At 67.8% G+C, this 16,674-nt stretch carries 13 protein-coding genes, 4 tRNA genes and 1 riboswitch; of the genes, 7 read left to right on the plus strand and 10 right to left on the minus strand.

Translation table 11 applies throughout. The annotated features are described in order from the left end of the window. The 3 genes from minE (at nucleotide 1) to ACMV5O_RS08855 (ending at nucleotide 937) form a co-directional block, all read left to right on the plus strand. Nucleotides 1-261: a cell division topological specificity factor MinE gene (gene minE, locus ACMV5O_RS08845; protein WP_324538131.1), complete on the plus strand. Its 261-nt coding sequence runs from the start codon at nucleotides 1-3 to the stop codon at nucleotides 259-261. 9 nt (nucleotides 262-270) lie between these two features. Further along, nucleotides 271-355: transfer RNA gene (locus tag ACMV5O_RS08850), tRNA-Leu, on the plus strand. An 84-nt stretch (nucleotides 356-439) separates the two neighbouring features. Then, on the plus strand, nucleotides 440-937 hold the full coding sequence (locus tag ACMV5O_RS08855; RefSeq protein WP_416163115.1) for a DUF1178 family protein: 498 nt from the start codon (nucleotides 440-442) through the stop codon (nucleotides 935-937). Between the two features lie 35 nt (nucleotides 938-972). Here ACMV5O_RS08855 and ACMV5O_RS08860 read toward each other — a convergent pair whose 3' ends face one another. The 7 genes from ACMV5O_RS08860 to ACMV5O_RS08890 form a co-directional block, all read right to left on the minus strand. After that, nucleotides 973-2,196: an alkaline phosphatase family protein gene (locus tag ACMV5O_RS08860; protein ID WP_416163255.1), complete on the minus strand. Its 1,224-nt coding sequence runs from the start codon at nucleotides 2,194-2,196 to the stop codon at nucleotides 973-975. A gap of 23 nt (nucleotides 2,197-2,219) precedes the next feature. After that, nucleotides 2,220-2,295 (minus strand) — tRNA-Gly (locus ACMV5O_RS08865). Between the two features lie 72 nt (nucleotides 2,296-2,367). Beyond that, nucleotides 2,368-2,441: transfer RNA gene (locus ACMV5O_RS08870), tRNA-Cys, on the minus strand. Between the two features lie 74 nt (nucleotides 2,442-2,515). After that, nucleotides 2,516-2,591: transfer RNA gene (locus ACMV5O_RS08875), tRNA-Gly, on the minus strand. A gap of 39 nt (nucleotides 2,592-2,630) precedes the next feature. Further along, nucleotides 2,631-3,212, minus strand: coding sequence for a CDP-diacylglycerol--glycerol-3-phosphate 3-phosphatidyltransferase (gene pgsA / locus ACMV5O_RS08880; protein ID WP_324538134.1), 582 nt, complete (start codon nucleotides 3,210-3,212; stop codon nucleotides 2,631-2,633). A 100-nt stretch (nucleotides 3,213-3,312) separates the two neighbouring features. Next, entirely contained in the window at nucleotides 3,313-3,780 is a 468-nt protein-coding gene (locus ACMV5O_RS08885; protein ID WP_324538135.1) for a hypothetical protein, read from the minus strand. Nucleotides 3,781-3,971: 191 nt separating this feature from the next. Next, entirely contained in the window at nucleotides 3,972-6,578 is a 2,607-nt protein-coding gene (locus ACMV5O_RS08890) for a PEP/pyruvate-binding domain-containing protein (RefSeq protein ID WP_416163116.1), read from the minus strand. A 175-nt stretch (nucleotides 6,579-6,753) separates the two neighbouring features. Here ACMV5O_RS08890 and ACMV5O_RS08895 point away from each other — a divergent pair, with 175 nt between their 5' ends. Then, the gene (locus tag ACMV5O_RS08895) at nucleotides 6,754-7,215 is read left to right on the plus strand and encodes a cytochrome c (protein ID WP_324538137.1); all 462 of its coding nucleotides are present in this window, start codon (nucleotides 6,754-6,756) and stop codon (nucleotides 7,213-7,215) included. Nucleotides 7,216-7,321: 106 nt separating this feature from the next. On the opposite strand, the gene ACMV5O_RS08900 is transcribed toward ACMV5O_RS08895, so the two are convergent. Next, the gene (locus ACMV5O_RS08900; RefSeq protein ID WP_324538138.1) at nucleotides 7,322-8,692 is read right to left on the minus strand and encodes a sigma-54-dependent Fis family transcriptional regulator; all 1,371 of its coding nucleotides are present in this window, start codon (nucleotides 8,690-8,692) and stop codon (nucleotides 7,322-7,324) included. A gap of 128 nt (nucleotides 8,693-8,820) precedes the next feature. Next, nucleotides 8,821-9,029, plus strand: a riboswitch (cobalamin riboswitch). 156 nt (nucleotides 9,030-9,185) lie between these two features. On the opposite strand from ACMV5O_RS08900, the gene ACMV5O_RS08905 reads away from it, so the two are divergent. From ACMV5O_RS08905 to ACMV5O_RS08915, 3 genes are read left to right on the plus strand one after another with little or no spacing between them, the layout of a single operon-like run. Next, the gene (locus tag ACMV5O_RS08905) at nucleotides 9,186-9,758 is read left to right on the plus strand and encodes a GNAT family N-acetyltransferase (protein ID WP_324538139.1); all 573 of its coding nucleotides are present in this window, start codon (nucleotides 9,186-9,188) and stop codon (nucleotides 9,756-9,758) included. A gap of 57 nt (nucleotides 9,759-9,815) precedes the next feature. Next, nucleotides 9,816-12,656 (plus strand): ribonucleoside-diphosphate reductase subunit alpha, encoded by a 2,841-nt coding sequence (locus ACMV5O_RS08910; protein ID WP_416163117.1) that lies wholly within the window; start codon nucleotides 9,816-9,818, stop codon nucleotides 12,654-12,656. Further along, the gene (locus tag ACMV5O_RS08915; RefSeq protein WP_416163118.1) at nucleotides 12,653-13,813 is read left to right on the plus strand and encodes a ribonucleotide-diphosphate reductase subunit beta; all 1,161 of its coding nucleotides are present in this window, start codon (nucleotides 12,653-12,655) and stop codon (nucleotides 13,811-13,813) included. Before ACMV5O_RS08910 ends, ACMV5O_RS08915 begins: the two co-directional genes overlap by 4 nt. A 43-nt stretch (nucleotides 13,814-13,856) precedes the next feature. Here the strand turns inward: ACMV5O_RS08915 and ACMV5O_RS08920 are convergent, their stop codons facing one another. Both ACMV5O_RS08920 and ACMV5O_RS08925 read right to left on the minus strand, forming a co-directional pair. Next, nucleotides 13,857-15,992 (minus strand): putative bifunctional diguanylate cyclase/phosphodiesterase, encoded by a 2,136-nt coding sequence (locus ACMV5O_RS08920; protein WP_416163119.1) that lies wholly within the window; start codon nucleotides 15,990-15,992, stop codon nucleotides 13,857-13,859. Between the two features lie 73 nt (nucleotides 15,993-16,065). Continuing rightward, the gene (locus ACMV5O_RS08925) at nucleotides 16,066-16,512 is read right to left on the minus strand and encodes a hypothetical protein (protein WP_416163120.1); all 447 of its coding nucleotides are present in this window, start codon (nucleotides 16,510-16,512) and stop codon (nucleotides 16,066-16,068) included. Nucleotides 16,513-16,674: the final 162 nt, after the last annotated feature.

The raw sequence follows: 16,674 nt of genomic DNA on the forward strand, positions 1-16,674 counted from the left end.
ATGTCCTTCCTCGCCCGCCTCTTCGGCGAAAAGAAGAAGACCGCCGAGATCGCCAAGAACCGCCTGTCGCTGCTGATCGCCCACGAGCGCGCCGGCGGCAGCGCCACCGCCGATTTCCTGCCAGCCCTGCAGCGTGAGCTGATCGAGGTCATCTCGAAGTACGTCGCCGTCAATCCCGACGACATCAAGGTGCATCTCGACAAGCAGGACAACATGGAAGTGCTCGAAGTCAACATCGTGCTGCCGGAGCAGGGCCGCTGACGACAATGTGCCCGGATGGTGAAATTGGTAGACACAAGGGACTTAAAATCCCTCGCCGCAAGGCGTGCGGGTTCGACCCCCGCTCCGGGCACCATTTGCCAACGCTGACTGTCCATCGGCTGCAGGCATGTGCAAGCCTGCACCCGTGCATGCAGACCCGTTCAGGGGGCAGTCAACCGTGATCGTTCTAGACCTCTCCTGTCCCGAAGAGCATGTCTTCGAGGGCTGGTTTGCGACCAGCGCCAGCTTCGAGGAACAACTCGTTCGTGGACTGGTGAGCTGTCCGGTCTGTTCGAGCACGCACATCCGGCGCCTGCCCAGCGCCCCCTACGTCCAGACCGGCGCAGCGGCGCGTGAGCGATCTTCGCCAAGGCGCACCGAGACGACGAACCAGGGCTCGGCCCCGGCGCCTGCAGCGCCCCGCGCCAGCGTCCCCGCCGGTGCCACACCGGGTCTTCCCGAGGCACTGGCGCAAGCCCTCACCACCCTGCGCCAGCTCGCCCGCAGCGCGGAAGACGTGGGCGAGCGCCTGCCCGAGGAAGCGCGCCGGATTCATTACGGCGAAGCCGAGGTGCGCAACATCCGCGGCGCGGCATCGCGCGACGAGGTCGACGCCCTGCTCGAGGAGGGCATCATGGTGTTGCCGGTGCTGCCCCCCGAGGAAGACCTGCACTGAGACTCGCCGGCGCCCTCGTCAGGCGCCGCGCAGGTTCAGGTGCGCGCCGTGATCAGCGGCACCCGCATTTCGTCCGCTGTCAGCCCGCCATGCACGCCGATGAGCTCGAACGGGTCCTCGCCCTCGACCTGATCGACGATCGTCCAGCCCGGCTCCATTAACAGCACATGGGTGCCCACCCGCTCGGCAAGGCGCGCGTTCGGCTTGCCCGGGCCGAGCAGCCCCGAGGCCAGACATTCCGCCCCCCTGATCATCACCGCCTTGCCGGTGAGGCTCGTGCGCGCCCAGGCCTCGAAATCGCGCTCGGCGCCGTCGCGCACCTCGCAGAAGGCCAGCCTGCGCTCGCCGAACAGCGGCGCCGCCAGCATGTCGGCCACCTCGCCATCGGGCGCGAGATCGATGCGCCGCTCGACCGGGCTGTCGATGAAGCCGTGGTCCGCGGTCACGACCACACGCACGTCACGACCGGCCAGACGATCCAGCAGCCAACCGAAAAGGGCGTCGAGGCGCGCGAAGCAGCGCCGGGCCTCGATCGAGCGACAGCCGTGATGGTGGCTCAAGGCATCGAACTTCGGGTAGTACGCGTGGACCAGGCCGCCGCTGGCCGACAGCGCATCGACCATGGCCAGGATCGTATATCCAAAGTCCTCGAGGCCCTGGTAGGGCTCGACGTGGGCGCCGCGGGCGTGATGGCGCGAGAAGCGCGAGAAGGCGATGTCGGCCGGCGACACCAGATTGACCGGGCGGCAGGCGTGATGAAACATCGGCGGCGTCGGACACAGGCGCGACATCAGGCAAAGGGCGGCCAGTTCCTCACCGCCGCGCTGCATCAACGGGAGCGGCGCAATCACCCCGCCAAAACGGCGGTCGTGGATGAACCAGCCGTTGAGCCCATGCACCGCCGGCGACACCCCGGTGAGCAAGGTGGTGAGCGCACTGGCGGTCGTGCTGGGGAAGACCGAACTCAGGCACGCTCGGCGATGCGCCTGCAGCAGCGAACCGGCGCCGAGCGTAGTCAGGAAGCGATCGCCGAGCCCATCGAGCACCAGCAGCAGGACCACCGCCCGTTCGCCTGCGGCGACCTCGCCCACCTCCCAGCCCGCGTGGCGGTCGTGCAGCCAGGCGCGCAGGCTGCTGGCGAGGCCGTAGATGCCACCTGCCCCGTAGTCGGGCAGCACGGCGTCGGCCGGAAGGGGAAAAGCGGGGGCGTGCGAGGGCACGGAGCGGGACCCCAGAACGGAAAAGCCGGATGAGCACATTGTACTCATCCGGCTTCGGATACTGGAGCGGGAAACGAGTCTCGAACTCGCGACCTCAACCTTGGCAAGGTTGCGCTCTACCAACTGAGCTATTCCCGCTTTGACGACAGGGCGCGAAATATATCAACTTCCGAACCGCATCGCAACCACTACAAAAAACCACTTTACTGCTGGAGGCGCGACTCGGAATCGAACCGGGGTACACGGCTTTGCAGGCCGCTGCATAACCACTCTGCCATCGCGCCACGACCGTTTCGGCCGGCTGCTCCCGATCCTGCCGGGGCCTCCGTGCCAGGCAAGCACCTGGCCGGCGAATTCTTGGAGCGGGAAACGAGTCTCGAACTCGCGACCTCAACCTTGGCAAGGTTGCGCTCTACCAACTGAGCTATTCCCGCTCGGGAAAGACCGCCATTATAGGCAAAAATTTGTATTCGTCAACCTCGATCGCTACGCTTGTCGAGCAGCAGCGGCATCGCGCGATGCAGGTAGTAGCCCATGGACCACAGCGTGAGGGCGGCAGCCACGTAGATCAGGATGTTGCCGATGAGCCGGATGTCGATACCGAGGAGCGGCGCATTGAAGAGCAGCATGGGAATGGCGATCATCTGGGCGGCAGTCTTGAGCTTGCCGACGTAGGCGACCGCGACGCTGGCCGACTGCCCCACCCGCGCCATCCATTCGCGCAGCGCCGAGATCGTGATCTCGCGGCCGATGATGACCACCGCGATGAGCGCGTCAACACGGGACAACTGGACCAGCAGGATGAGCGCTGCGGCGACCATCAGCTTGTCGGCCACGGGGTCGAGAAAGGCGCCGAAGGCCGAGGTCTGCCCCAGGGCGCGCGCGAGATAACCGTCGAACCAGTCCGTCACCGCCGCGACGACGAAGATGACGGTCGCCACCAGGTTCTTGGTGGCCACCGGCATCAGGTTGTCGGACAGGTAGAAGATGCCGACAAAGATCGGAATCAGCACGATGCGTGCCCAGGTCAGGGCATTCGGAATGTTGAGCGGCATGCCGACGGGCAACTCGCGTGAATGGAGAAGTCGGAGTATATCAGCGCCCATCGATTGCCAGTCCGCTCGCAAGGGCTGGCGCCCTCAGCGGACAAGCCGCTCAGAGCTTCAAGCTTGCCCAGTCGGGATGGTCGTACTCACGCCCATAGAAATTGAGCGTCTCGACGACCCGCATCAGGCCCAGGCGCTTGGCCGGCGCACGCGGTGCGTCACGCATCAGCCCGGCGCCATCGACGAGGTCGCCCAGCAGCCACTGCAGGTGGCGCCCGGCGCGGTTGTGGAAATCGCGGCCTGCGCTGATCGCCGCGACCTGGCGCTCGATCTCGGCAGCAAGCTCGACATAGTCGGCCTCGACCATCGCCTGCAGCCCCAGGGCCTGCACACGCTGCTCGATCGTGTTGCGCAAGGTGTTCATGTCCGCGCGCAGACGCTCGTCGGTGGGCCGGGGCAGTTCGTCGGCGGGGTCTGCGAGCTTGGGCGCCGCGCGTTCTGCGTCGGCCGCGAGAACGGGCGCGGGACCGGCCAGTACGGCGGCCAGGAGCATGGCGAGTGAGAGCTTGGAACGCATGCGGACTTCTCCGAGGAAAATCGAGTGCCGCTCATGCTATCGACTCATCCACGGTTTCGGCTTGAACTGAATCAAGCGCCGACGCCCCTCAGCGAAATTTCCTCTTGCCGCCCGCGCGGTCAGGCCGGCGAACACCCTCGCCTCGCCCCTCTCGTCTTGCCCCCCTCGCCTTGCCCCATCCTGACCCCAGCTCAGGCGCGCGCCGCCTCGCCCGCCGCAGGCGCTCGGGTGACGGCCAGGCGCTGTCCGAGTGCGTCGGCGTACAGCGTCAGTTCGCCCGCAGCCAGATCCGCCACGTGCACCACCGCCTCCCATTCGGCGTCGGCGGGCGACAGCAGCGCCAGCTGGTTCGGCCAGGCCAGGATCGCGGCTTCGTCCAGCTCGTTGCCGGGCAGCTTCGGAAACAGCGCGAAGTACAGCAGGTCGGCCTCGATCAGTTCGTTCAGGAAGTGCGTGCCCAGGGAGACGTCGGGCACCAGGTTGTCGTGCATGGCGACGATCTCGCACAGCGCCGCGACGTGATTGATCTCGGAGAACATCACCGGCAGGCCGAGGAAGGGGTCCTTCGAGCCCCACCGCCCGGGCCCCAGCATCAGCACGCAGCGTCCGTCGCAGCGCGCATTCAGGCGGCCGATCACCCGCGTCACGGCCAGGCGCTGGGCCTGATTCAGGACGCCGAAGGCCGCTGGCCGCACATGGATGACGCGATCCGGATGGATCACCCGGCTCGGCCCGATCACCGCGCCGCGGGCCGCGAGCAGTTTCGGTGCATCGGGCGGCGGCTCGGCATCGGGCACGCCTTCCACGCTGCGCACCTGCATCGGCCGGCATTGCAGCAGGTTGATGCGGTAGCCGCCATCGGCCGTGAAGTTGAGCGCGAACTCGATCTCCACCGGATGGGCATAGGCCGCATGCAGCGCCGCGAGCAGGGTGCGCAGGTCATCGACGAAGCGCGTGCGCGCGATCAGACCATCGAAGGTGAGAAAGGCCGGGCGGTCGTGATCCTCACGGCTGGTGAAGAGCTCGAAGGGAAAATCCGGCTGGCCGTGCACCAGCTCGGCAAAGGGCCCGCTGATCACCGCGTTGCGCTCCAGATCGAGCGTATCCATGCGCCGCTGGGCATGGCGGGCGATGGCGCCGAAGTTGGTCTCGGGGCGCAGATCCGGTTCATTGAGCGCCACCAGCCGCGTGTAATCGTCATCGCTGCGATCCACTGCGCGGGTGCCGAGGCCGGCCACCAGGCGCACGACGCCGGCCTTCATGTCGATGCGCGGGTTCCATGGATAGGGGTTCACCGACAGGCCGACGCCCGCGGCATGCGGATGGAAGTAACGCCCGCCGGCGGTGCCCGACACGCGCATGATCAGCAGCGCCATCTGCTCGTGCTCGTCGAGCAGCCCGCGGCGGCGGCGGTAGCGAAGCGCCTGCTCGGACAGCGTGCTGGCGTAGACCTCCCGCACCGCGTCCAGCAGATCGGCAAGCCGCTTCTCGCGCGGCCCCTGATTGACGCAGAACACGCTGTCGTACTGGCCGGCAAAGGCATTGCCGTAGCGGTCCTCGAGGCGCGAACTCGAGCGCACGATGAAGGGCCATTCGCCGAAGTAATCCAGCATGGCCTCGAACTGGCGTACCGTGCTGTCGGGAAAGAAGCCCCGCCGGATGCGGGCGCGGGCGCCCTCCTCGCCCGCCAGCCCCTGCAGGAAGCCAGCCGCCTCACGCTGGCGACGGCGCACCCACCACAGGCCGTTCTGCACGAAGAAGGTGTCGAACACCTCGGTGCCGACGTAGAAGGAGTCGTGGGCCTCCATCCGCCCCTGCAGCTCGGGCGCGTCGCGGCGCAGCACGGCGCGGGCCACCAGCATGCCGGCCGCCTTGCCGCCGATGGTGCCGATGCCGATCATGCGCGCACGCACCGCGAGCAGGTCGTCGAGCGTGAGGTAGCGCTCGATCAGCCTCTGCAGGCCGGTCTCGTCGGGAAACAGCATGCGCGCAAGGCGCGCGAAGGCTTGCGCCTCCGCCCCGGTATCCGGTGCGTCGGCGTGGCGCAGGGCGGCGACCGTGCGCGCGGCATCGAACAGATGCTGCCAGTGGCTGCGGATCTGTTCGTCCTCCAGCCCCGGCCATCCTGACCCGGCGAGGATCTCGGCCACCGTGCCGCTGTCGGCCACCGCGCGGAAATGGTCACCCGGCTCCCACGCATGGATCAGGTTCATCACCGCCGCCGAACGGTGCTGCACCTTGATCGGGCGGATGTAGAGCCGATCGCGGCAGCGAAAGACATCGAGCAGGTACTGCGTGGTGTCGGTGATCATGCCCATGCCGGCGCGGGCATGGCGGTTGCGCAGCACGGCAAAGTAGGTGACGGTATCAAGGTCGAACAGGCGCGGGCAGGTCAGGCGGAAGAAGTTGCCCATCATCCGGTCCGACTGCCAGGCATCGGCCAGTTCCGACAGGCAGTCGAAGATGTACATGGTCTCGGGACCGGCCGCCTCGATCACCGAATGCACCTGGTCGACGAAAGCATCGAAGCCCGCCTGCGGCTGCGGGTGGTGGATCTCGGCACCGCCGTCGGCTTGGAGCAAGGCGCGGTGGGAGGCGAAGCGGAAATAGATCAGCCGCCGCCGTTGTGCCCGCGCCGCCTCGGCGTAGGGGGTCACGAGGGCCTGGTAGTCATCGAGCGACTGAACCTGCCAGACGATGTTGTCGCCGCGGGCGACGCCGCTGAGCACGGTATCGAGGCCCGGCAGGCCGGTGGTCGGGGCGAAGGCGCTGGGCGCGTCAGAACGGGATGGGCTCATGGCTGAACCCTAGCGTGCGCCCCCTCGTTGAACAAGGCCGATGCGCAGCCGCAGCGGGATGGATCGATCCCAAGCCAGGGCTGCGAGCGCAACGCCGGGAACTTTCTTGCACAGCAGCATCCCTTAGAATCCGTTCGCTCAACGCCGGCGCCCCCTACTTCTGCGGATATTGCTGATGCCCACCATGACCACCCCTGCCCGCCTCGCCCTCCTCGTCCTGTCGACGCTCGCCCTCGCCGCCTGCTCCCAGCAGGTCGAGGACACCCACCCCGACAAGCCGGTGACGCAGCGCCAGGAGGCCTTCAAGGCCATGCTGCGCACCTTCGAACCGATGGGCACGATGCTGCGCACCGATCGCTACGATGCCGACACCTTCGCGCGCATGGCGCTGGAGCTGAAGGCCTTGCGCGACAAGCCCTGGGCGCACTTCGGCGCCGACACCAACTACCCGCCGACCAAGGCCAGGCCGGCGGTGTGGCAGAAGACGGCAGAGTTCGAACAGCGGCGGGAGCACTTCATCGCCACCACCGACGGCCTGTTCGAGGCGGCCGAAGGGCGCAACGCGGCCGAGGTGCGCCGCGCGTACGAAGCGGTTCAGGACAGCTGCAAGGCCTGCCACCGAGACTTCCGTCGCTGAGTCCTCGAGCCGGCACCTGCGCCAGGCGCGCGTGCGTGTGCTTGCCCCACCCTCTATGGCAGTCCCGCCCATGGCAGGCGGGGTCCTTGCACGGAAGTCGCCCACTTCAGGGCTCACCCCCCGTAAGGTCCAGTTCCTTCAGGCGCCGGTACAAGGTCCGTTCGCTGAGACCCAGCCGCCGGGCAAGCTCGCTTCGGCTGCCGCGATGATTTCGCACCGCGCGCAGCAGCGCCTGTCGCTGCACCTCCGCCAGGTCCAGGTCTGCCCGCGTCGCGCTGCTGGCGGGTGCTGCGCTCGTGTCTCCCTGTGCGGGCGCATGCGGGTCCTCGGGAACCAGCACCTCCTCGGGCAAGTGCTCGACACCGATCGTTTCGCCGTCACACATCAGGCTGGCGCGTTCGAGCACATTGCGCAGTTCGCGCACGTTGCCCGGGAAGGGATAGGCCTGCAGCACCCGCAAGGCCGCGGCTGACAGGCGCAGCCGACGTTTCGGCGCGACGCGCTCGAGCAGGGAGTCGACCAGCAGCGCCAGGTCGCCCTCGCGCTCGCGCAGGGCCGGCACCGCGATCGGAAAGGTGTTGATGCGAAAGTACAAATCCTGCCGGAAGCTGCCCTCGGCGATCATCCGCTTGAGTGGCCGATGCGTGGCCGACACGAGGCGTATGTCGGCCCGGCGCAACTCGGTGGAACCGACGCGACGATAGGTGCCGGTCTCGAGCAGCCGCAACAGCTTCACCTGCATGCTGAGCGGAATGTCGCCCACCTCGTCGAGGAACAGCGTGCCGCCGCTGGCGGCCTCGACCAGTCCTGGCTTGCGCGCCGTGGCGCCGGTGAAGGCCCCGCGCTCATGGCCGAACACCTCGCTCTCGAACAGGGTCTCGGGCAGGCCCGAGCAATCGACCACCACGAAGGGGCCTTCGGCGCGCCGGCTGGCCTCGTGTACCGCGCTCGCCAGCAGCTCCTTGCCCGTCCCCGATTCGCCCTGTAGCAACACGCTGGCATCCGACGGGGCCACGCGCGCGATCAACTCGAGCATGCGCTGGAAGGCGGGCGAGCGGCCGATGAGGCCGCGGTGGTCGGACACCCCGCGCGCGACATGCATGGGCTCCATCTTCTCGATGAACCAGGCGATCTCACCGCTCGAATCCCGCACCGGCGACAGCTCGATGTTGACGTACTCCTCCCCGCGCGGCGTGTGATGCAGATGCAGCACGCGCTCGCGCTGGCCCGACTTCAGGCTGCGCGCCAGCGGGCAGGACTCGCCGGCGTGATCACAGGGCACGCTGTAGTGGTGGCTGACGTCGTAGCAGGACCTGCCGACGACGCTGCGCCCTTCCGAGAAGGCGCGCCGGTAGGCCGCGTTGGCCGCGATGATGCGGTAGTCGCGGTCACACAGGATGTGTGGCTCGGCGAGGGTCTCGAGAAAGGACACCAGCTCGGGGAGGGGACGCGGACTGGAACGCGGATCGATCGGCATGATGTGTCACTTGCGGCGGTGCGGATGGCAGGAGTCTGCCGCGCTGGCAGAGTGCGGGTCAATGGCGGGGTGCCGACATCCACCGCCGCGGTGGCCGAGCTGTTTGACATTCCCTGCGCGCCAGCGCTACCCTGCGCCCCGTTCATGGTTGTCTGCCGTCATCGGCAGGCATGAAAAGGGAATCCGGTGCGGCGCCCTGCGCGCCCAACCCGGAGCTGCCCCCGCAACTGTAATCGGCGAGTCCTGCGCCCTCTCTGCCACTGGAATCTTTCCGGGAAGGCTGGCGCAAGGCGATGACCCGTGAGCCAGGAGACCTGCCATGCACATCACCTTCAACAGTTTGGGGCGGGGTGTCCCTGACAAGAGGCATGGCTCACACCATTTCACTTGCTCGTTTTCCTGATGGCACGGCAGCACCGCATGGCATTGCCATGCGCGTGACGCATCACGCCCGTGCGTCGGAGATCCGCCCTGCCCGCACCGGATCTCCGCCATGTCCACCGTCGACCGCCCCGCTGCAACGCTGACACCGCCGACCGATTCCACGGGCGCCGTTCTGAGGCCGATGTTCCGCTTCGGCCCCGCCGACGCCCCCCGCATCCTCGAACACCTTCTTGCGCTGGATGCCGATGACCGCCTGCTGCGCTTCAGCCACGGCATCCGCGACGAAGGCATCGCCGCCTACGTCGCCACGCTCGATTTCGCACGCGACCATGTGCATGGTCTGGGCACCGCACAAGGCGACATCGTCGCCCTCGCCCATGTCGCGGTGCGCGATGGGGAGGTCGACTTCGGGCTCAGCGTCACCGCAACTCATCGCCAGCGCGGACTGGGCCGAGCAATGTTCAACCACGTCATTGCACTGGCCCGCCTGCACGGCGCAGGCCGGATCGTGTGTCACAGCGTCAGCCCGGCGGTACTCCACATGGCTGCCGCCGGCGGCTTCCGTCGGCCTGGCGGCAGCCACACCGCCCCCCTGACGCTGGATCTGCGGGCCGAGTCCCACGCCGGCGACGACGCCCACTCTTGCCCGGCCCCCAGCGCAATCAGCCTCGCGGCCGCCTGAAGCTCGCCTTCCCTCAGTAACCCGTTTCATCCGCACTCACCCAGACGAGGACCACCCGTGGACCGACTTCCCGCCGAAGCACGTGATAGCGCCATGCAACTCGCCGCCTTCCAGATCATCCGCCGCAATGGCGCCGTCGTTGCCTTCGATCCGAACAAGATCGCCGTCGCCATGACCAAGGCCTTTCTCGCCGTCGAGGGCCGCCAGGGCGCAGCGTCCTCGCGCGTGCGCGACATCGTGGCCCGACTCACCGATACCGTGGTCGGCGCCCTCACCCGTCGCCTGCCCGACGGCGGCATGCTGCACATCGAGGACATCCAGGACCAGGTCGAGCTGGCGCTGATGCGCTCGGGCGAGCACGACGTCGCGCGCGCCTACGTGCTCTACCGCGAACGCCGCGCTGCCGAACGCGCGGCGCAGAAGGACGCCGACGCGCAGGCGGGCGGCGCCGGCCCCGTGCTGCACGTCGTCGATGGCGAAGCGCGCCGCCCGCTCGACCGCGCCGCCCTGCTCACCGTGTGCCGCGAGGCCTGCGCGGGACTGGACGGGGTGTCCGCCGACACCGTGCTCGAACACGCCCTGCACAACCTCTACGACGGCGTGCCGGTCGCCGCCGTGCGCCAGGCCCTGGTGCTGGCCGCGCGCACGCTGATCGAGCGCGAGCCGGACTACGGCCGCGTCGCCGCCCGCCTGCTGCTGTCGGCGATCCGCGTCGAGGTCATCGGGCGCGAAACCGCGCAGGCCGACATGGCCGACCCCGAGCACGGCTATGCCGCCTGCCTGCCCGCCTTCATCCGCCAGGGCATCGAGGCGGAGCTGCTCGATCCGCGCCTGGCCGACTTCGACCTCGCCCGCCTGGCTGCGGCGATCCGGCCCGAGCGCGACCTGCAGTTCGACTACCTCGGCCTGCAGACCCTTTACGACCGCTACTTCCTGCATATCGACGGCCGCCGCATCGAGCTGCCGCAGACCTTCTTCATGCGGGTGGCGATGGGCCTCGCGATCAACGAGATCGACCGCGAGGCGCAGGCCATCGCGTTCTACGAGCTGCTGTCGTGCTTCGACTTCATGAGCAGCACGCCGACGCTGTTCAACAGCGGCACCCGCCATGCGCAGCTGTCATCCTGCTACCTGACGACGGTGGCCGACAGCCTCGAGGACATCTACCAGTCGATCAAGGAAAACGCCCTGCTGCAGAAGTTCGCCGGCGGTCTGGGCAACGACTGGACGCCGGTGCGTGCGCTCGGCAGCCGCATCAAGGGCACCAACGGCCAGAGCCAGGGCGTGATCCCCTTCCTCAAGGTGGTCAACGACACCGCGGTGGCGGTGAACCAGGGCGGCAAGCGCAAGGGCGCGGTGTGCGCCTACCTCGAGACCTGGCACCTCGACATCGAGGAGTTCCTCGAGCTGCGCAAGAACACCGGCGACGAGCGCCGCCGCACCCACGACATGAACACCGCGAACTGGATCCCCGACCTGTTCATCAAGCGCGTGCTGGAGAACGCCGAATGGACGCTGTTCTCGCCGGCCGACGTGCCCGACCTGCACGAGCGCTACGGCCAGGACTTCGAGGCGGCCTACCGCGCCTACGAGGACAAGGCCGAGCGCGGCGAGATCCGCCTCTTCAAGCGCCTGCCGGCCATCCAGCTGTGGCGCAAGATGCTGACCATGCTGTTCGAGACCGGCCATCCGTGGATCACCTTCAAGGACGCCTGCAACCTGCGCTCGCCGCAGCAGCACGTGGGCGTGGTGCATGGCTCGAACCTGTGCACCGAGATCACGCTCAACACCTCGGCCGACGAGACCGCGGTGTGCAACCTCGGCTCGGTGAACCTGCCCGCCCATCTGGTGCGCGACGGCGACGGCCGCTGGACGCTCGACCACGGCAAGCTGCAGCACACCGTGCGCGTCGCGATGCGCCTGCTCGACAACGTCATCGACCTCAACTACTACGCCACCCCCAAGGCACGCGCCGCCAACCTGCGCCACCGCCCGGTGGGCCTGGGCGTCATGGGCTTCGCCGACGCCTTGCACATGATGGGCCTGGCCTACGCATCGGATGCCGCGGTCGAGTTTGCCGATCGTTCCATGGAAGCCGTCTGCCACGCCGCCTACTGGGCCTCGACCGAGCTGGCCGAGGCACGCGGGCCGTATTCCAGCTTCCGCGGCAGCCTGTGGGACCGGGGCATCCTGCCGCAGGACAGCCTCGCGCTGCTGGCCGAGGGCCGTGGTCGACTCAGCAACACGGGTGTCAACGGGGGCGGCGGCGCCCTGCTCGAAGTGGACCGCTCCTCCGCGCTCGACTGGGGCCCGCTACGCGAACGCATCGCCCGCCATGGCATGCGCAACTCGAACTGCGTCGCCATCGCGCCGACCGCGACCATCTCCAACATCGTCGGCGTGTCCGCCTCGATCGAGCCGGACTACCAGAACCTGTACGTCAAGTCCAACCTGTCGGGCGAGTTCACCGTGGTCAACGCGCATCTGGTGCGCGAGCTGAAGGCACTCGGCCTGTGGGACGAAGTGATGGTGGCCGACCTCAAGTACTTCGACGGCTCGCTCGCCCCGATCGAGCGCATTCCCGCCGAACTCAAGGCGCGTTACGCCACCGCCTTCGAGATCGAGCCGCACTGGCTGGTGGAAGCCGCCTCGCGCCGGCAGAAGTGGATCGACCAGGCGCAGTCGCTGAATCTCTACGTCGCCGCCGCGTCGGGCCGCAAGCTCGACGAGCTCTACCGCCTGGCCTGGCTGCGCGGGCTCAAGACCACCTACTACCTGCGCACCCTGGGCGCCACCGCCATGGAGAAGACCGGCACCACCACGCCGGCCACCGCCAGCGCCGACCCGGCGCCCAAAGCCTGCTCCATCCTCGACCCCGACTGCGAGGCCTGCCAATGACCGCCTTCTTCGACGACTGGGATGCCCCGGTCCTCAGCGCCCCCAAGCCCGCCACGACACCAGAGCCCACCGCCACCACGGCCCCCTCCGGTGTGGACGCCCGCGCCGCACGCAGCCCCGCCCTGTCCGCCGCCGACGCCCGGCCGGGCGCACTGGCGCCGGTGCGTGCTGCCGACAAGCGCATCGTCAATGGCAAGGGTGACATCAACCAGCTCGCGCCCTTCAAGTACCCCTGGGCGTGGGAGTTCTTCCTCAACGCCAACAAGAACCACTGGACGCCGCTGGAAATCTCCATGGCGCAGGACGTGCACGACTACCACCATCGCCTGACCCCGGCCGAGCGCCATGTGTTCGAGAACGTGCTGTCCTATCTGACCACCTCGGACATCCTCGCCATGCGCAACATCGGCCTCGCGGTCATGGAAAAGATGAGCGCGCCCGAACTGCAGATCTACCAGGCCCGCCAGGTGTATGAGGAAGCCCTGCATACCTGGACCTATCAGCACTGCATCGAAAGCCTGGGTCTGGACCAGCAGGAGATCTACAACCGCTACCGCGTCGTGCCCGAGATCCACGGCAAGATCGCGCTCGCCAACCGCCGGCTCGAGCGCGTGATGCGGGCCGACTTCGACCTCACCGACCGCGACAAGCTGCACGAATTCGCGCTCTCCTACCTCTTCTTCGCCGCCATCTTCGAGGGCTGCTGGTTCTACAACGGCTTCACCCCCATCTTCGCGCTGCAGCGGCGCGGGCTGATGAAGGGCACGGCCGAGCAGTTGCAGTACATCATGCGCGACGAGGTGCTGCACTGCGCCTTCGGCATCCGCACCGTGCGCACACTCATCGCCGAGGAAAACCTGCAGCTCGATCCCGCGGCGCTCGCCCGCCTGTGGGAAGAAGCCGAGGCCGCCGAAGCCGCCTACGCCGGCTATCTGCTGCGCGAGCCCATCCTCGGCTACTCGGCCGCGCAGCACATGGGCCAGTTCCACTACATCGCCAACCGCCGCGCCCGCCAGCTCGGCCTGGCCGAGCCCTTCCCCGGCGCGCAGAACCTGCTGCCCTGGCTGGACGAGCAGGCCAACCTGCGCAAGGAGAAGAACTTCTTCGAGACGCGGGTCACGGAGTATCAGACGGGCGGCGCGCTGGCCTGGGATTGAACACCGTCGTGTGGGGCGCCGGACAGCGGCGTCACCCCACGCCTCAACGCAGCCGCAGCGCCAGTTCGTCGAGCGGAACAGGCTTGCCGAACAGGTAGCCCTGGAAGAACCTGCAGCCTTGCTGCCCGAGCAGTTGCTGCTGGTCGCGCGTCTCCACGCCTTCGGCGATGACCTCGAGCCCGAGCGCGTGGCTCATCGCGATGATTGCCTGCACGATGACGGCATCGTCCGGGTCATCGATGATGTCGCGCACGAAGGCCTGATCGATCTTCAGCTGATCGAGCGGCAGGCGCTTGAGGTACTGCAGCGAGGAGTAGCCGGTGCCGAAATCGTCCATCGAGAAGCGCACCCCGAGCGCGCGCAGGGCTTTCATCTTGACGATCGTCGCCTCGATGTCCTCGAGCACGGTGCTCTCGGTCAGCTCGAGCTTCAGCCTGCGGGGCGGCGCCCCAGTGCGCTCGAGCACCGCACGGACCTGCTGCACGAAATCGTCCTGGCGGAACTGCCGGGCGCTGACATTGACCGCGATGCTCAATTGCGCGGTTCGCGCATCCCTGGCCCAGGCAAGGAGCTGCGCGCAGGCCGTCTCGAGCACCCAATGGCCGATCGGCAGGATCAGGCCCGACTCCTCGGCAAGGCCGATGAAGGCAGCGGGCGGCACCAGTCCCCGCAGCGGATGCCGCCACCGCAGCAAGGCCTCGACCCCCTGCAGCCGGTCATGCTCGCCGACCTGCACCTGGTAGAAGAGCTCGAGCTGGTCACGCTCGATCGCCGAGCTGAGCTCGGACTCGAGCGTGACCCGCTCCTCGAGCTGTGCCTGGATGACCGGATCGAAGAAGCGCAGGTTGCCGCGGCCTTCGCTCTTGGCCTGGTACATCGCGTTCTCTGCATGCTTGAGCGGATCATCCAGGTTGGCGAGGACGGCGCCGAACAGGCTGCCGCCAATGCTGGCCGTCACGTACAAGGGCACGCCATCGATCTCGAACGCCTGCTCGAGTGCGGCAGAGACCCGTTCGGCGCAGGACTCGACCTCGCCCACCGCGGTGCCCGCATCCATGCTGAGCGGTCCGAGCAGGATGGCAAACTCGTCGCCCCCCAGGTGCGCGAGGGTATTGCCCTCGCCGACGACCTGCGCCAGGCGGGCGGCCACTTCAACGAGCAGCTTGTCGCCAACACCGTGGCCATAGGCGTCGTTGATGCGCTTGAAGCCGTCCAGGTCGAGGACGACGATACCTGCGTGGCCCGATAGCTGCTCGCAGGCGAGCAGCACGCTGCGCATGCGCTCGCGCAGCAGCCGCCGGTTGGGCAAGCGGGTCAGCGGATCGTAGAAGGCGAGCTGAAAGGCCTGCTCCTCGGCGCTACGCTGGCGCTCGATGGCATTGCGAAAACTGAGCAGCGTACCGGCGATGCGCGCGAACTCGCCCTGCCCACCCGCGTACATCGCCTCGATGCGCGGCAGCGGGATCCTCGCCTCGGCACTGCGCGCGAGCGTGCTCAATGCATCGGCGATATCGACCATGCGCGCACCCGTGCGACGACCGAGCAGGCTCGCGACCACGAACAGGCCGATCATCAGGATCAGCCCGCTCAGCAGCGCGCCACGGAAGGCGCCCTCGAAGCGAGCGGTCTGCGCCGCATTCCGATCGCGCGCGCGCTCGGCGAGCAGGGATACGATCTGGCTCGAGAAGATCGAGAACTCCCGGTGCTGGGCCTGTGCCTGTTCGAGAAAATCGGCCGCGACCGCGGGGTTGACGGCAAGCACGTCGGTCGTCATGGCGATGAAGCCCCTGTACTCGCCAATCGACGCCATCAGCCGGCGCGCACTGTCATGATTGGCGTCGATGACCAGCCCTGACTCGGCCAGATGGCGAACCCGCTCGCCCAGGGCGTCGAGCTCCTCGACGATACGCGTGTGCATGCGATAGAGCTGCAGCTCATCGAGCATCTCCGTTCTTGCCCCATCGAAGGCAATCGCCATCTGGCGCTGGATGAGGCCCATGTCACGCGAGAATCGCGCCGCCTCCTCGATCACGACCAGATCGCTGTCCTGCGCCCCGGTGGACAGGTCGAACTGCTCGCGCACGCTGGACAGCGCGCCGTAGTTCACCAGCAGCGCCACCAGTAGCACGACGCTGACCGGCAACAGCAGCAGAAGCTGCAGGCTGCGTCCGGCCTTCATGACCGCCGCCTCCGATGCCAAGCCGTGACCACAGACGACCCGCCAACTCGCACGCCGCCGTGGTGTCCCATGCTCACCGCTCCAGCCCCAGTGCCTGCAACAGCTCGGCCCAGTGCTCCGGTTCGATGCTCGCCACGTACTCGAAACCGTCCTCATTGGCGGCACCCTGCGGCCTGAAGATCACCAGGGTCGCCTCGCGCGGCAGGTAATCCATGATCTCGGCAATGTTCGGACCGTGCGCCACCACGCCCCGGTTATCGCCCACCGCCGCAAGGGGCGTCGACAGCCACTCGCGCGTGCGGGCAACCGCCGGCGCCTTGTCCGCCGCCGACATCGTCGCGGTGTACATCAGCAGCGCGTCGACCTCGACGGGCTCTCCGAACACCCGACGTGCACTCTCCCGCGCACGGCAGAAGGGGCTGCTGATGATCCTCGAGTAAGGCACGCCGAGCCGGGAAAACTGCGTACCGATCTGGTCGAGCTCGGCGCGCCCCGCGCGGCGGATCGATGACGAGTGCATCACCACATCCGGTCGCCATTAGCAGATAGCCGATCAGTGAGCTCCTCCGGCCTTCGACGGGGATGAAAACGAGCCCAGCGGCGGGGCCCTGCGGGAAGTCGTCTGGATGCATGTCGCGGATTCCGGGAAGGACTGAAGGGCGCTCGCGCAGGAAGCCGCCCA

The sequence above is a fragment of the Thauera sp. WH-1 genome (assembly GCF_047806685.1).
GTDB lineage: Bacteria > Pseudomonadota > Gammaproteobacteria > Burkholderiales > Rhodocyclaceae > Thauera.

Excerpts from the sequence above, each read along its gene's own strand:
- ACMV5O_RS08890 (WP_416163116.1), bottom strand. The coding sequence starts at position 6,578 with ATGAGCCCATCCCGTTCTGACGCGCCCAGCGCCTTCGCCCCGACCACC.
- ACMV5O_RS08860 (WP_416163255.1), bottom strand. The coding sequence starts at position 2,196 with ATGTGCTCATCCGGCTTTTCCGTTCTGGGGTCCCGCTCCGTGCCCTCG.
- ACMV5O_RS08895 (WP_324538137.1), top strand. The coding sequence starts at position 6,754 with ATGCCCACCATGACCACCCCTGCCCGCCTCGCCCTCCTCGTCCTGTCG.
- minE (WP_324538131.1), top strand. The coding sequence starts at position 1 with ATGTCCTTCCTCGCCCGCCTCTTCGGCGAAAAGAAGAAGACCGCCGAG.
- pgsA (WP_324538134.1), bottom strand. The coding sequence starts at position 3,212 with ATGCCGCTCAACATTCCGAATGCCCTGACCTGGGCACGCATCGTGCTG.
- ACMV5O_RS08920 (WP_416163119.1), bottom strand. The coding sequence starts at position 15,992 with ATGAAGGCCGGACGCAGCCTGCAGCTTCTGCTGCTGTTGCCGGTCAGC.
- ACMV5O_RS08925 (WP_416163120.1), bottom strand. The coding sequence starts at position 16,512 with ATGCACTCGTCATCGATCCGCCGCGCGGGGCGCGCCGAGCTCGACCAG.
- ACMV5O_RS08900 (WP_324538138.1), bottom strand. The coding sequence starts at position 8,692 with ATGCCGATCGATCCGCGTTCCAGTCCGCGTCCCCTCCCCGAGCTGGTG.
- ACMV5O_RS08885 (WP_324538135.1), bottom strand. The coding sequence starts at position 3,780 with ATGCGTTCCAAGCTCTCACTCGCCATGCTCCTGGCCGCCGTACTGGCC.
- ACMV5O_RS08915 (WP_416163118.1), top strand. The coding sequence starts at position 12,653 with ATGACCGCCTTCTTCGACGACTGGGATGCCCCGGTCCTCAGCGCCCCC.
- ACMV5O_RS08905 (WP_324538139.1), top strand. The coding sequence starts at position 9,186 with ATGTCCACCGTCGACCGCCCCGCTGCAACGCTGACACCGCCGACCGAT.